Genomic DNA, 14,849 nt, shown 5'->3' with positions numbered 1-14,849 from the left:
ATTGAGGGCCTTAACGTGTATTGGTGACCCGGCCCCGCACTCTCAAGCCCTGTTCCCCGCTGCGCAGGGTAAGCTTGGCAAGCGGTACGGCGATAGCCGTGGACAGTACAGCCAGCAGGGTGCCGCCAATCATGTCGGTCAGCCAATGAATGCCGAGATAGAAGATTCCAAACACGATAATAACGGCTGAGATTGTACTGATCACCATCCAGCGGCGGTTGCCTGAGCGGAAAGCGAGCAGAGCCATGGATACGGAGATAGCGGTATGTAGGCTCGGGAAGCAGTTATTGAGGCCGGATAGCGGCCGGTATTCCTGTTCAAACTTCGGGAAAACATCCAGCATGATGAACCGAACCCCGGCAGGCGCATAGGACCACACCTCATTGACCGGAAAGTACAGATAGAACGGAATAGCGATAGCATAGGTTAAAATAATGGTGTAGCAGGTCGCATAGAGAATCACACGGTTTTTGTCCAGCAGATAGATCCCCAGTGAGGCTGCCAGCACGGCCTGCAGCATGAAGATATAGAAGAAGACAATCACCGGTGTCAGCCAGGGAGCGTAGAACAGCTCTTGAACCATCCGGACGAAATGCCCCTCCAGGCCGAAGATAAAACCTGTGTAATCTGCGGTCAGCCGCATCTTTTCTTCGATCTGCAGCTCATATTTATTCAGGGCAAGAATGCTGAACATGCCTATAATAATGAGTGTGAATTTATAGGATCTCAGCAGCTCTCTCCCGATTTCAACTAAGGCCATCAGCGGATTGCGCCGTGCGCCGATCCAGATTAAGATCACAACAATGGCAACGGTATATACAACTACAAGATTCATGGACTGATACAGCAAAGCATTCGAAGCCTCCTTGATAATCGCTCATATGAAGTCAGACATAGGTAGTGTACCATATTTTCAAGGGAAGGTTTCAATTTTCGAAAATTATATTAATTAGGTTTTCTGTAAATTAACTCCAAACATTCCTCCTAGTGCGCTAATGCCTGCAGCCGCCAGAACCCACAGGAAGTCCATTCCCCCCGGTGAACTGTCAAGCGCCAAAAATCCGATCAGCAGTACAGCCAGTCCGTATAACATGCCTGTGAGTGCTCCTTGGTACCAGCCTCTGCGGACGGCCCTGCTGCCTGCGGTCAAGCCTCCGAATGCGGCAGCGACGCCGTGCACAATGTAGGTGTACATGGTGAGATCCTGTTCCTGCAGTCCGCTGCCCCAGAGCAGGAGGGAGAGGATGAACGCACCCAGCATCATCCACAGGAACGAGCGGATTAAACCCGATAATACCGGACTAGATATTTTCCATGAGAATAGACGCTTGATCAGAGACATGGTAAAACCCCCTAAAAGTTTGTTAACCGGATACTAATTATTGTATGGGGAGGCTTGCCCCAATAGTACAAGAATAGGCGGTATGACTTTTACCAGTAATTAATCAGCAGCTTTCCGAATGTTCCCTTTACGGTCAGGTCAGAATAGGGGTACATTAATCCGCCAGTATGGGGGAGTAGCGGAAGGGGAGCGAAGAGAATATGTTCCAGCATATTACGACCCATATCTTTCTGACCGTGCTGATGTATATCTTCATTTTCCTGAGCATGCGCATCATGGGCAAACGTGAAATCGGCAAGCTGTCTGTATTTGACCTGACCATTTCCATCATGATTGCCGAGATCGGTGTCTTTGTGATTGAGGATATCGAGCGGCCTATTTATGATGGTGTTGTTCCTATGGCGACCCTGGTGCTGATTCAAGTGCTGGTCGCACAGCTCAGCTTGAAGAGCCGGAAACTGCGCTTAATGGTGGATGGCAGGCCCAGCATTCTGATCTCGGACGGGAAGATTCACCGGGGCGAAATGCGCAGGCAGCGGTATAATATTGATGATCTGCTGCTGCAGCTCCGCGGGCAGAATATTGTCAGTCCGGCAGATGTGGAGTTCGCTATCCTGGAGACAAGCGGGCAGTTAACGGTGATTGAGAAGAATGCCAACGTCACCTCATCCAATCAGTCGGGCAACAGCAGCTCCGGCGCAGAGCGGAAGGAGAATAACGGCGATAGCCAGAAGGACTCCGGCGATGCTGAATCATCCGGCGGTGACTCTGCTTCGGTGAAGCTGCCGAAGCATAAGATCCGTTATGAAGGACTGCCGATTCCGCTGATTATGGACGGGAAGGTGCAGGACGGCAATCTTGAGATGATCGGCAAGAACCGGTTCTGGCTTAGAACCCAGATCCGGCAGAAGGGTGTCTCTGATTTCCGGGATGTTTTCCTGTGCTCCGTGGATCATAAGGGAGAACTCTATATTGCCCCGATCAGCCCGGATAAGGGGAAGCCAACCTAACTGCGCCAGCGTCTGAAAAAGGGCACCCGTTCCAGGTCACGCCTGGAGATCAGCCCCGATAACAGGCAGATGCTCAGATAGATGGCCATGCCGCAGGCAGCAGCAGCTAAGAATTGTATCCACTGCGACTGTGAGATTGGAACAGAAGTATAGACATACGACATCCCGGCGGCCATGATGACCGTAGCGGCCAGGATTTTGAGCGGGTCCGACCAGCGCAAGGACATGGCGGTGAGCTTGACTACACTGTAGCCGTGCAGAAGCGTGACAAGTAAGCTGTTGACCATAATGGCGATGATGGCGCCCAGAATGCCGTACTCGGGCCGGGAGGCCAGCAGGAGAATCAGCAGAATTTTGACAACGGCTCCTATCAGCGTATTGATCAGTGCCTTGCCTGGGCGGTCCATGGCCTGAAGGGCAGCCTGCAGCGGGGCCTGGACATAGAGAAACACAGCGAACGGGGCCATCATCCTAAGCATAGGGGCCGTATCCGCCGCATTGCCGTACATTAGCGTACAGAGCGGTACGGCAAGAATATACATAACAGCAGCAAACGGGGCACCGGTCACCATGGCTAGCCGCAGGGCCTGGTGCATTCTTTTGTGAATCGTGGGCAAATCGTTGCGGGCGGCGGCCTCGGATAAGGAAGGGACAAGGGAGACGGCCAGCGAGGAGCTGAGCACACCCGGCAGCAGCAGCAGCGGAATCACCATTCCCTGCAAGGAACCATATTGTGCGGTTGCAGCGGCGGCTGCGATTCCGGCGAGCGCGAGGCTGCGCACGGTAATAATCGATTCCAGAAGGTAAGAGAATGAGCCGATCAGCCGTCCGGCAGTTACCGGTATTGAAATGCCGATGAGACGCTTGAAGACAGGTGTAGTCGTCTGCGCGGGTTCGCGTCCGGCACTGCCCTGCGTATCCTGAACCATAGGTTCCACGTTAGGCGGGAGTTCAGACCTGTCTTTTTTGTCGTTAAAATAATATTGCCCCAGCAGGGCCAGCATTCCGGCGATCTCCCCCACAGTCACGCCAAGCATGGCACCCGCAGCCGCAAAGGCGATGCCCTTCGGCAGCAGCATCCAGGAGAACCACAGCATGAAGAAGATCCGGATGACCGATTCCAGCACGGAGGAGAAGGCCGAGGGAATCATGTTCTGCCTGCCTTGAAAGTATCCCCGGTAGATGGATGAAACGGCGACGATGGCGATCATGGGGGTCATGCTGACGAAGGTATAATAGACACGCTGGTCCGTCAGAAGAACGCTGGATACCCAGGAGGCGCTGAACAGGGCGACGAAGGTGAACACAATGCCCAGCGACAGGCTGAGAGCGAGGCCGGTTTGCAGGATTTTACGCGACTGCTCCGGGCGGTTCTCTCCTTCGGCTTCGGCAACCAGCTTGGCAATCGCCAGCGGGATTCCCCCCGTAATTACCGTAATGAGCACAATGAAAAACGGGTATCCGAGCTGATACAGACCCACCCCCTCAGCGCCGATGATCCGGGGCAGGGCAATCCGGGGAATGAAGCCAAGCATCCGATTAATGATACCGGCGAGCAGCAGGATGATCGTTCCTTGTATAAAGGTCTGTTTCCTCACAGGGCACTCCTTCTTCCTACATATGAGATGAAACTGCAGGTGAATTACCGCCATAACCAAGCCAGGCTTGTATAAGGATATGCCGGTACAGGTGCGCTGCATGACAAGCATTCTGTAGACAAGTTTTTTGGTCTTAAGCAGGAAAGTGTGAGCGCAGGGTCGAATACGTACCACTGAGCATACGTAAATGAGGAATCTTTGGAGGTGCCTGCACGTGGAATCGGAACAATGGGGATATGACGAGCTTAGTGAAGATATCGAAGCCATGTGCATCAGCAAAGCGGAGGAATTCCGGCTCCTCGGCTATGAATATGTGACCGGTAAGGATATTTGGGATTGCATCAGCCGCAATTATGCCAAGGAGGGAAGACCTCCCCTGCACAGGCTGGTCAATGACATTTATTCACTCAAGTCAGGCAGTTATATGACTTATCTGACCTTGGCGGCCTACCGGGGATTGAATTAACGGGGGGATTTGCCAAAAGGAACGATTTTCTTTTGCAAACGGGTACAGGAAGCAGTAAAGTAAGTAAAGAGTGTTCAGACTTGTCCTATCAAACGGAGGTATCTTCGCTTTGCAGCAGAACCTGCCGTTTCTTTGTGTGAATCAAGACACCGTCATTCCTTCTGAATTGACGGTCATTTCGCACGTAGCTATAATAGGAATATTGATGTAATGAAAGGGGAACTAGCTAGAGCATGAAGAGAATGTTGAGCTTTATCATTACCGTGGTCGTTCTAACGGGCGTCATGGTATTTACTACTCCCGGGCTGCTGGACAGAGTCCGTCTGGGTCTTGACCTCAAGGGCGGATTCGAAATTCTGTACCACGCCGAGCCAATGGATACGGGAGGAACTCTGACCCGCGCTTCGCTGCAGAAGACTGCAGAGAGCCTCGAGAAGCGGGCGAATGCACTCGGAACCAGCGAGCCTGAGGTGACCACCGAAGGTACGGACCGCATCCGTCTGAAGATCGCAGGTGTAACCGACGAAGCAGAGGTCCGCAAAAAAATGAAAGAACCCGCAGTTCTGACCTTTCGCAGTGCCAATGAAGGGGATGCTCCCGGGGTGTACAGCAAGATTGAGCTGGTAGGCAGTGACTTTGTTGAAGGTGCGGCAGAGGTTCAACGCGATCAACTGAACCGGCCCGAAATCAGCATCTCCATCAAAGACAAGAAGAAATTCGCAGAGATTACCGAGCGCCTGCTGGGTAAGGAACTCGCCATCTATCTGGATGAGAACTTGTTATCTTCGCCTCCAACGGTACGAGCTGTCCTGACCGATGGTAAGGCTTCGATCTCCGGGGGATATACACTGGATGAAGCCCGCGAGATTGCCGATACAATCAACCTCGGTGCTTTGCCGCTGAAGCTGACAGAGAAATATTCCCAGAGCGTAGGGGCTACACTGGGTAAGCAATCCTTGGATGAGACCGTCAGAGCCGGGATTGTCGGTTCTGTGATTATTTTGATCTTCATGCTGCTTATGTACCGTCTTCCGGGCGTACTGGCCAGCTTTGCGCTGATCCTGCACACCTGGCTGCTGATTCTGGTATTTGTCCTGGCAGACTTTACACTGACCCTTCCCGGGATCGCCGCGTTCATCCTCGGTATAGGGATGGCCGTCGATGCCAATATCATTACCAATGAACGGATCAGGGAAGAAATGCGCAGCGGGAAGGGCATTATGTCTTCCGTCAAAGCAGGGAACAAGACCTCCTTCCGTACAGTTATGGATGCGAATGTAACCACTATTATCGTAGCGGCTGTCATGTTCGCCTTCGGTACGGGTGCGGTTAAAGGCTTCGCACTGATTCTGATCGTGGAAATTGTACTTAGTATTGTAACAAACCTTTATTTTGCCCACTGGCTGCTGACTGTGCTGGTTAAAGCCGGCGCACTCAAAAAGCCGAAGCAATTTGGGGTAAAGGAGAGTGACATCAGTGCGCTTTAAGAAAGAGCTTGATTTCGTACATTTAAGTAAATTCTTCTATATCTTCTCGATTGCCCTTACTGTGGCGGGGCTCGTCTTTCTGGCAACCTTCGGCCTGAACTACAGCGTTGACTTCAAGGCCGGGTCCAATGTGGACGTAGCGCTCTCCAAGAGTGTCACGCTGGCTGAGCTGCAGCCGGCTCTGAAGGATGCGGGCATCGAGCATGAACCAACCGTTACCATCGGCGACAAGCGGGTCAACATCCGCTATGATCAAGAGCTGAGTGATGCACAAAGTGAGACCCTCAAGAAGTCAATCAACAAGATTGATGACAAGGCGTCTTTTGAAATCAATACCGTAGATACTGAGATGGCTAAGGAACTGGCCCGCAATGCGATCTATTCCGTGCTGCTATCCAGTATCGGGATTATCATCTATGTAAGTATCCGTTTTGAATGGCGTTTTGCGCTGGCTTCCATTGTGGCGCTGCTTCATGACGCATTTATGGTAGTGGCGGTCTTCTCAATCTTCCGTCTGGAGGTAGACATCACCTTCATTGTCGCGGTGCTGACCATTATCGGTTACTCGATTAACGATACCATCGTTATCTTTGACCGGATACGCGAGAATCTGCGCTTCGGCAAGCAGAAGTCGTATGAGGATCTGAAGCACCTGGTTAACAAAAGTGTAATGCAGACACTCATGCGTTCTCTTTATACAGCCTTCACTGTATTTATTGCCGCATTCTTCCTGCTGATTATGGGCGGGGAGTCGATCCGTATGTTCTCGCTTGCTATGGTTATCGGTCTGCTCTTCGGAGCCTATTCATCGATCTTCATCGCAAGTCCGCTCTGGCTGCTCCTGAAAAAGAACCAGAAGCCTGCTGCGAAGACCCCGGCCAAAGCCTAACACCCGGTTATTCTGTAAGCCGCGTCTGTAGCGACGCGGCTTTTCGGAATCTTCGGGTCAGGGCGTCTTGCTTGATTTCATCATCATGAGTTTACCTGCTAGTGGTAAGGAGGGCCTCGTTATGAATGACAAACCATTACCCCGGAAACAAACCGTTGCCTGGACCGGAATCCTTAGTGATGTTCTACTCGCTCTAGCCAAGGGTAGTATCGGTTATCTGTCAGGCAGCAAGGCATTGTTGGGGGATGCAATCTATTCCGGAGCAGATGCCGCTGCCAGACTGGCGGGGGTGATTCCGTGGAACCTGAAGCAGAGCCACAAGGCAGAAGGCTCAGCGGAACGCGGCCGGGCTGCACAAGGAAGCAAGGAGCCGATGGCGGCTATTCTGTTCTCTGTGCTGATTATTATGGGCGGGCTGCAGGTTGCTTTCTCGGCTATCCGTGATTTGACAAGGGGACATCTGTCGGCACCGGAGGAGTCAGCGCTTGTTGCTGTCCTGCTGTGCATTGTGTTCAAAGAGGCTGTATTTCAATACCAGTACCGTTATTTCAAAAAAAAGGGTGACGGCAGTCATGCTGCTTATGCCGATAGCCACCGGTTCAGCCTGTACACCTCTATAACTGTATTTATCGGAATTGCCCTGGCCATAACTGGAGGATACTTGAACTGGCATCCTCTGCTCTACATGGACCCCATTGCAGCTCTGCTGACCGGATGTCTGATTCTCCGCAAAGGCTATTCGTTAATTGCTTCCTCTGTATACAGCAAGAAGATTCAGGAGCTTCCTTCCGAGGAAGCTGCCAGCTTCATTGAGACGGTTCAGCGGGTGCATGGAGTCATCCGGGTGGAGCAGCTCCGGGCGCTGGAGGAAGGCAGTTATGTGAATCTGCATGTGAAGATTAGTGTGAATCCGCGGATCAGCGTGATGGAGGCCCAGGATATTTCAGAATGTGCCCGCAAGCTGCTGCAACACCGGTTCGTTCATGTAGGCGAGGTTCATATGGATGTTGTGCCGTATGATCCGGGTTATCCTTATAAAAGCAATCACGAGCTTGTGGACAACGATATTCCCACGCTGCTTCAGTAGTCTGCAAGGTGAGAGAAAGGTGAACTGTATTGCTTCATTCAAAAACAAGCTGGCAATCTCCGGCAGCCGATTCCGAGCGTATTTCGGAACTGGCCCGGAGCCTTTCTATTTCTCCGCTCCTTTCTTCACTGCTGGTGCAAAGAGGTATGGATACCGCCGACAAGGCACGGGTATTCATGGATTCAGGAGCGGAAGATAGACATGATCCATTCCTGCTCAAAGGAATGGCTGAAGCGGTGCCGCGGATACAGAAGGCATTGCAAGAGGAAGAGCATATTCTGGTGTATGGTGATTATGATGCAGACGGGGTTTCCAGCACTGCGCTGATGATCTACCTTCTGCGTCATCTTGGGGCCTCTTTTGATATTTATATTCCCCATCGCTCCAATGAAGGCTATGGACTGCATAATCATGCGCTGGACTGGGCGGTCCAGCAGGGTGTATCTCTCGTCATTACGGTTGATACTGGTATCAGTGCCTATCATCAGATTGCCTATGCCTCGGAGCTGGGCATTGATGTTATTGTCACGGATCATCATGAGCCGCCGGAGCTGCTGCCCGAGGCGTATGCGCTGATTAACCCGAAGCTGCCGGACTGCCCGTATCCCTTCAAGGGTCTGGCTGGAGTGGGGGTGGCTTACAAGCTGGCTGAGGCACTCCTTGGCAGTGAAGTGCCAGAGGAATGGTGTGAGATTGCCGCTATAGGTACCGTTGCTGATCTGATGCCGCTGCTGGGCGAGAACCGCAGTCTGGTGCGCAGAGGCCTCAGCAGCATGCGGAATTCGTCGTTTCCGGGCATCCGTGCGCTGCTCTCGGTGGGCGGTATTGCGATGAACACCGTCAGTGCGGTGAATATCGCCTTCGGGATGGCGCCGCGTATTAATGCCAGCGGAAGACTGGATCATGCTGGCCGGGCGGTTACACTGCTGACCACGGAAGATGCGGCAGAAGCTGAGCAATTTGCCGGAGAGCTGGATCTGCTGAACAAGGAACGCCAACTGGTTGTCGAGCGAATTGTCACCGAAGCCACAGCCAAGCTGGAGGAGAGAATCAGCCGGAGCGGACTGCCGGATATTATAGTGCTGGCGGACCAGGGCTGGAATGTCGGCGTAGTCGGCATTGTGGCCTCCAAGCTGCTCGAGCGGTATTACCGTCCGGTTATTATTCTGGACATTCATCCGGAGACCGGGATGTGCAAGGGCTCTGCCCGTTCCATCCCGGGCCTGGATATCTATGCAGCCTTATCCTCATGCGCCGAATTGATGGACCACTTCGGAGGACATCCGGCCGCTGCCGGGATGAGTCTGCCGCAGGGCAAGCTGGAAGCCTTCGATGCGGCGCTGAATAGCTATGCTGCGTCTGTTCTGACACCGGATGACTTCGTAGCTGTTACGGCTGCGGACGGGGAGGTATCCATTGCCGATCTGACCCTCCAGGCTGCGCTTGAGCTGGAGCGGCTTGCGCCGTTCGGGATGGCCAATCCGCTGCCGAGATTCATTCTGCGCGGAGCAGTTGTGAAGGAGACACGGAAGATGGGTCAGGAGGGCAAGCACCTGAAGCTTGTGCTCCAGCAGGACAAGCTGACGATTGAAGCTGTAGCCTTCGGCAAGGGGCCGCTGGCTGATCTGCTTCCGGATGGTACAGTCGTGGATGTTCTGGCAGAGCTGTCCGTCAATGAATGGAACGGCTCGCGCAAGCCTCAGCTAATGCTGCAGGATCTTGCGGTGCCGAAGGCGCAGCTGTTCGATCTGCGCGGCGCAGCCGATGCCGTCAAGCAGGCGGCGCATATTCAGGAGCTGCTCCGCACCTATAGCGGCAGCAGTCCCGGCCGGAGTGCAGCGGTCTTCCAGAACAGCCGGACAACGCCGCTGCGTGATCTGAAGGACATGTCCCTCTGGGTATACGATGAGTCTGCCGGGATCTCGGCTGTACATCAGCCGGAGGGCACGCGTGACGAAGAGGGACTGTCACTGCTCTGTGTGCTTGATATGCCGGAGTCTCCGGAGCAACTGGAAGCACTGTTCACTGCTTTTCCGGGGGCGGAGAACATTGCCCTGCTGCATTCGATCCGTGACGGGCGTGACCGGCTGCAGGTTCCTACCCGTGATCATTTCAAATCGTTATATCAATGGATTGCCGCAATCGCTGCATCTCCAACTCCTGAGCAAGAAGTGCTGCTGCGGCTCAGCCGCCAGTCGGCGCTTGGTGTGCGTATGGTGAGCAGAATGCTGGATGTGTTCGATGAGCTTGACTTCATTGAGCGCAGCGGCGGCAAGATCACCTTTGTCCCGCAGCCTGCCGCCAAGAGTCTGAGCACATCAGAGCATTTCGTCAGACTGGGCAAGACGGCGGAGATGGAGCAGTATTTCATGGAAGGCAGCCGCAGTGAATTGCAGGAATTCATGCTGTCACGGCGTTTAGGGGCCTCATAACAGCTACAAATGCTGTCACGGTCATTTGGTTTGAGTAACTTCAGCGGGGGTGATCCCCGCTTACTTTTAGGAGATGATGATGTTGGATTTCAAAAACAATATTCGCGTAATTCCGGATTTCCCCCAGGCTGGAATCAGCTTCAAAGATATTACTACACTGCTGAAGGACGGCGCTGCGTACCGTGCAGCCATCGATGAGCTTAAAGCTCTCGTGGCCCACCTGGAGATCGATGTCATTGCCGGACCGGAGGCGCGTGGCTTTGTAGTGGGCGCACCGCTGGCTTACGCGCTGGGTGTAGGCTTCGTGCCGATCCGCAAAAGCGGCAAGCTTCCTTATGAGACAATCGAAGTGGGCTATGATCTGGAATACGGCAAGGATACCCTCGCTGTGCATACCGATGCGATCAAGCCCGGCCAGAAGGTGCTGATTGCGGATGATCTGCTGGCTACCGGAGGGACGATTGCTACGTCAGTAAATCTGGTGGAACAGCTTGGCGGACAAGTGGTCGGCGCTGCATTCCTGATCGAGCTGACGGCTCTGGCCGGACGGGACAAGCTGTCGGATATTGAAGTGGTTACCTTGTTGACTTACGAGGATTAATCGTCGTGCCCGGCAACTTTTCCCGGGAAATAAAAAGCGGACTGCTGTCGAATGAAGACAGCAGTCCACTTTTTGTTGATGTGCTGGGTGGATAATAACAGATGTGGGTTATTTAATGTGCCGATTTGTCAGCTTCCTGTTCATTGGACAGGCCCAGAACCTCGATCAGCTTGAAGAGCAGGGCGAGCACCATACCGACGATAGTCGCCAGTGCCATGCCTTTCAGCTCTACACCGCCAAGCTTCAGCGAAATGCCGCTGATGCCGACCACCAGGACGAGCGTAGCCAGAATCATGTTGGTGGCTTTGGAGAAATCGACTTTCTGTTCAACGAAGATACGCAGACCCGACGCCGCAATAACACCGAACAGCAGCAGGGATACACCGCCCATAACCGGCAGCGGAATGTTGGCAATGACCGAGGAGAACGTTCCGGAGAACGACAGCACGATGGCGATTACAGCAGCGCCCGCGATAACATATACCGAGTACACCTTGGTCAGAGCCATAACGCCGATATTCTCACCATAGGTTGTATTAGGCGTAGAACCCAGGAACCCGGAGAGTACTGTTGAAATCCCGTTACCCATCAGTGAGCGGTCCAGTCCCGGGTCCTTGGTCAGATCCTTGCCCACGATATTGCTGGTGACCAGCAAATGGCCGATATGCTCCACAATGACCACAAGCGATACAGGAATAATAGTCAGAATGACCTGCCAGTTGAAGGATGGGGTAATGATCGTGGGATGCGAGAGGAAGCTTGCTTGAGAGATGGCACCAGTATTCACCTCACCCAAGATATAGGCGAGTACATAACCGGTAACAATACCGATGAGGATATGAATGATTTTGGGGAAGCCGCGGAACAGCACGGAGCCGAGCACGGTAACACCAAGCGTGACGAGCGACAGGGTAATGGCTTTGCCGTCAGGCGTCCAGTCGGCGGTGGCCACACCATCTGGAGCAATCAGTCCGGCCATCCGTGCGGCTACAGGCACAAGCTCCAGTCCAATCGTGGCAACTATCGCTCCCATAACTGCCGGAGGGAATACAATATCAATCCAGCCGGTACCGGCATAACGTACAATTAAAGCCACAAGAATGAAGATAACACCAGTCACGATAAAAGCGCCCAATGCAAGCGAATATCCGCGCTCATGGTCGCCGGCATGCTCTTTCAGCACAAGCAGCACCGGAGAGATGAAGGCAAAGCTTGAACCCAAATAGGCGGGGATTTTGCCGCGGCAGATCAGAATGTAGAGCAAGGTGCCGATACCGTTCATCAGCAGGATCATGCCGGGATCTACCCCGAACAGGTTGGGAACAAGCACGGTGCTGCCGAACATGGCGAACAGATGCTGAAGACTCAGGAGGAAGCCCGGGCCCCAAGGGAGTCTTTCGTTAACTTGAATTTCGCGTTGCAATGGAGTTCACTTCTCTTTCTGATCTAATTTGATTTGACAATTCTTATCTTTTAAAAAACCGCCTTTACTAGATTAAATAGAACAGCGGGTTTTTACAACAACATTTTTATCCGTGCCACAAAATTGTCTTTTCTTGACCCTTTCCCTGACAGGAATCCCACGCTATGGCAAGTGTTGACGGAATCCCTCGTAAGCGTCATAATTATAGACAACTTTAACCTGAGCGCAATGCAGCCGGGAACGTATGGAACCTGCAAATTCTGCATGCTTGCAGGTTCATTTTATTATAGAAGGGAAACGGATACGACGAGAATGGGCATAGAGCAACTAACCGAAAAGGCTGGCGCCTATATAAAAGAAAAAGATCTTCTCCGCATCCGTGAAGCTTATGAATTCGCCGATCAGGCTCATCACGGGCAGGTACGGAAGTCGGGGGAGCCATACATTCTGCATCCGCTGGCGGTCGCAGATATTGTCGTCAATATGCAAATGGATGTCATATCCATTATTGCTGCGCTGCTGCATGATGTTGTGGAAGATACGACGGTGTCCCTGGAGCAGATCCGCACGAAATTTGGCGATACCTGCGCCATGCTGGTGGACGGCCTGACCAAGCTGGAACGCATCCGCTTCCGCTCCAAGGAAGAGCAGCAGAACGAGAACTACCGCAAGATGTTCATCGCCATGGCCCAGGATATCCGGGTGATCGTGATTAAGCTGGCGGACCGTCTGCATAATATGCGTACGCTCAAATACCAGTCCGAAGAGAGTCAGCGCCGGATTTCTTATGAGACGCTGGAGATCTTTTGTCCCATTGCGGACCGGCTGGGGATCTCTGCGATCAAGTGGGAGATGGAGGATATTGCACTCCGTTACCTGAACCCGCAGCAGTACTACCGGATTGCGAATCTTGTACACAAGAAGCGGGCAGAACGCGAGCAGTTCATTGACAGTGTCATCGGCCGCATCCGCGCCAAGCTCGATGAAATGGGCATCGAAGGCGATCTCTCGGGACGCCCGAAGCATATCTACAGTGTCTATAACAAGATGAACACGAAGAACAAGCAGTTCAACGAGATCTATGATCTGCTGGCTATCCGCATTATCGTCGACAATATTAAGGATTGTTATGCCACCTTGGGCATTATTCATACGCTTTGGAAGCCGATGCCTGGCCGTTTCAAGGACTATATTGCTATGCCCAAGGCGAATATGTATCAGTCTTTGCATACAACCGTAGTAGGTCCGGGAGGAGAGCCGACGGAGGTTCAGATCCGCACCTGGGAGATGCACCGCACGGCCGAATTCGGGATCGCCGCCCACTGGGCGTATAAGGAAGGCAGCAGCAACAACGTTAATCCCGAGAACCGGATGCCGTTCTTCCGCGAGATTCTGGAGCTTCAGCACGAAGCCAAGGATGCCGAAGAATTTGTAGAATCGCTGAAGATGGACTTTTTCTCTGATCTGGTCTTCGTATTCACGCCTAAGGGTGAGGTAGTGGAGCTGCCTGCCGGCTCGGTGCCGCTGGATTTCGCGTTCCGCATTCATACCGAGGTCGGGAACCGGACAATCGGCTCCAAGGTGAACGGGCGTATTGTTCCGCTTGACCATAAGCTGAAGACCGGGGATATCGTGGAGATTCTGACCTCGAAGAATTCTTACGGCCCGAGCCGCGATTGGCTGAAGATTGCCCAGTCCTCACATGCGCGGAGCAAGATCAAGCAGTGGTTCAAGAAGGAGAAGCGCGAGGAGAACGTGGAGAAGGGCCGGGAGGCCATCGAACGCGAGCTGAAGCGCCTGAACGTGGAGGTCTCTGACTGGCTGACGGAGGACAAATTGTCCGAGGCTGCGAAGAAGTTCGCCTTCAATGATGTGGAGGATATGCTGTCAGCGGTCGGCTTCGGCGGGATTACCGCAGCGCAGATCGCCTCCAAGCTGACTGAAAAGCTGCGTAAGGACCAGGAGGAGGCCGCAGGCCATCTGGAGCTTACCTCCGAGATGAAGGCGATCAAATCCAGCGGAGAGAAGCGCAACCAGCCGACCAACGGGGTCCGTGTCAAGGGGATCGACAATCTGCTGGTACGCTTCGCACGATGTTGTAATCCTGTGCCGGGCGACGATATCATCGGATATGTGACCCGTGGACGGGGCGTATCGGTACACCGTGAGGATTGTCCGAACATTCCGAATGAGATGGACGGGGAGGAAGCAGCCCGTGTAATCGAAGTGGAGTGGGAAGGCAGCATGGAGGCTAATTACAGCGTCGATATTGAGATTACCGGCCATGACCGCAACGGGCTGCTGAATGAAGTGCTGCAGGCGGTATCGGAGAGCAAGACCAATATTTCAGCGGTCACCGGGCGCTCCGACAAGAATAAGATGGCGATGATCCATATGACAATTCTGATCCGCAATACCGATCACCTGCAGTCTGTGGTCGACAAAGTGAAGCGGGTCAAGGATGTATATACCGTTAACCGCATCATGCAATAAGGTGCTAAGGCAAGGAGCTGA

Annotated in this window: 12 protein-coding genes; 8 read left to right on the top strand and 4 right to left on the bottom strand. The window is 53.1% G+C overall.

From position 1 onward, the window contains the following. Window positions 1-10: 10 nt before the first annotated feature. Both NST69_RS23430 and NST69_RS23425 read right to left on the bottom strand, forming a co-directional pair. Window positions 11-850, bottom strand: a complete 840-nt coding sequence (locus NST69_RS23430; RefSeq protein WP_340980032.1) for a phosphatase PAP2 family protein — start codon at window positions 848-850, stop codon at window positions 11-13. Between the two features lie 99 nt (window positions 851-949). Then, a complete protein-coding gene (locus NST69_RS23425) occupies window positions 950-1,342 on the bottom strand; it encodes a TIGR04086 family membrane protein (protein WP_342547260.1) in 393 nt (130 codons plus the stop codon). Between the two features lie 200 nt (window positions 1,343-1,542). Here NST69_RS23425 and NST69_RS23420 point away from each other — a divergent pair, with 200 nt between their 5' ends. Further along, the gene (locus NST69_RS23420; protein ID WP_076081679.1) at window positions 1,543-2,352 is read left to right on the top strand and encodes a DUF421 domain-containing protein; all 810 of its coding nucleotides are present in this window, start codon (window positions 1,543-1,545) and stop codon (window positions 2,350-2,352) included. Here NST69_RS23420 and spoVB read toward each other — a convergent pair. Next, window positions 2,349-3,950 (bottom strand): stage V sporulation protein B, encoded by a 1,602-nt coding sequence (spoVB, locus tag NST69_RS23415; protein WP_076081678.1) that lies wholly within the window; start codon window positions 3,948-3,950, stop codon window positions 2,349-2,351. The genes NST69_RS23420 and spoVB overlap by 4 nt on opposite strands. Window positions 3,951-4,164: 214 nt before the next feature. Here spoVB and NST69_RS23410 point away from each other — a divergent pair, with 214 nt between their 5' ends. The 6 genes from NST69_RS23410 to NST69_RS23385 all read left to right on the top strand — a co-directional run bounded on the left by NST69_RS23410 (window position 4,165) and on the right by NST69_RS23385 (window position 10,912). Then, the gene (locus NST69_RS23410; RefSeq protein ID WP_340980030.1) at window positions 4,165-4,416 is read left to right on the top strand and encodes a post-transcriptional regulator; all 252 of its coding nucleotides are present in this window, start codon (window positions 4,165-4,167) and stop codon (window positions 4,414-4,416) included. Between the two features lie 233 nt (window positions 4,417-4,649). Next, window positions 4,650-5,903 carry a protein translocase subunit SecD gene (gene secD, locus NST69_RS23405; protein ID WP_076081677.1) on the top strand — a complete coding sequence of 418 codons (1,254 nt, stop codon included), beginning with the start codon at window positions 4,650-4,652 and terminating at the stop codon, window positions 5,901-5,903. Further along, window positions 5,893-6,792 carry a protein translocase subunit SecF gene (gene secF, locus NST69_RS23400; protein WP_076081676.1) on the top strand — a complete coding sequence of 300 codons (900 nt, stop codon included), beginning with the start codon at window positions 5,893-5,895 and terminating at the stop codon, window positions 6,790-6,792. The genes secD and secF overlap by 11 nt, the downstream gene beginning before the upstream one ends. Window positions 6,793-6,913: 121 nt before the next feature. Next, window positions 6,914-7,879 carry a cation diffusion facilitator family transporter gene (locus NST69_RS23395; protein WP_209872317.1) on the top strand — a complete coding sequence of 322 codons (966 nt, stop codon included), beginning with the start codon at window positions 6,914-6,916 and terminating at the stop codon, window positions 7,877-7,879. 29 nt (window positions 7,880-7,908) lie between these two features. Next, window positions 7,909-10,311 carry a single-stranded-DNA-specific exonuclease RecJ gene (gene recJ, locus NST69_RS23390; protein ID WP_342547259.1) on the top strand — a complete coding sequence of 801 codons (2,403 nt, stop codon included), beginning with the start codon at window positions 7,909-7,911 and terminating at the stop codon, window positions 10,309-10,311. Window positions 10,312-10,393: 82 nt separating this feature from the next. Continuing rightward, window positions 10,394-10,912, top strand: coding sequence for an adenine phosphoribosyltransferase (locus tag NST69_RS23385; protein WP_036732465.1), 519 nt, complete (start codon window positions 10,394-10,396; stop codon window positions 10,910-10,912). Between the two features lie 112 nt (window positions 10,913-11,024). Here NST69_RS23385 and uraA read toward each other — a convergent pair whose 3' ends face one another. Beyond that, window positions 11,025-12,335 carry a uracil permease gene (uraA, locus tag NST69_RS23380; RefSeq protein ID WP_076081673.1) on the bottom strand — a complete coding sequence of 437 codons (1,311 nt, stop codon included), beginning with the start codon at window positions 12,333-12,335 and terminating at the stop codon, window positions 11,025-11,027. 312 nt (window positions 12,336-12,647) lie between these two features. On the opposite strand from uraA, the gene NST69_RS23375 reads away from it, so the two are divergent. Then, complete coding sequence (locus tag NST69_RS23375) at window positions 12,648-14,828, top strand: bifunctional (p)ppGpp synthetase/guanosine-3',5'-bis(diphosphate) 3'-pyrophosphohydrolase (RefSeq protein ID WP_036690535.1); 2,181 nt, start codon at window positions 12,648-12,650, stop codon at window positions 14,826-14,828. Window positions 14,829-14,849 lie beyond the last annotated feature (21 nt).

The sequence above is a fragment of the Paenibacillus sp. FSL P2-0089 genome (assembly GCF_038595095.1).
Lineage (GTDB): Bacteria > Bacillota > Bacilli > Paenibacillales > Paenibacillaceae > Paenibacillus_AQ > Paenibacillus_AQ silagei.
Note: the sequence above shows the minus strand (reverse complement) of the source record. Positions and strands in the feature narration are given on the sequence as shown.

Coding starts and splice junctions, on each gene's coding strand:
- NST69_RS23425 (WP_342547260.1), bottom strand. CDS start 1,342: ATGTCTCTGATCAAGCGTCTATTCTCATGGAAAATATCTAGTCCGGTA.
- NST69_RS23420 (WP_076081679.1), top strand. CDS start 1,543: ATGTTCCAGCATATTACGACCCATATCTTTCTGACCGTGCTGATGTAT.
- secD (WP_076081677.1), top strand. CDS start 4,650: ATGAAGAGAATGTTGAGCTTTATCATTACCGTGGTCGTTCTAACGGGC.
- NST69_RS23395 (WP_209872317.1), top strand. CDS start 6,914: ATGAATGACAAACCATTACCCCGGAAACAAACCGTTGCCTGGACCGGA.
- NST69_RS23375 (WP_036690535.1), top strand. CDS start 12,648: ATGGGCATAGAGCAACTAACCGAAAAGGCTGGCGCCTATATAAAAGAA.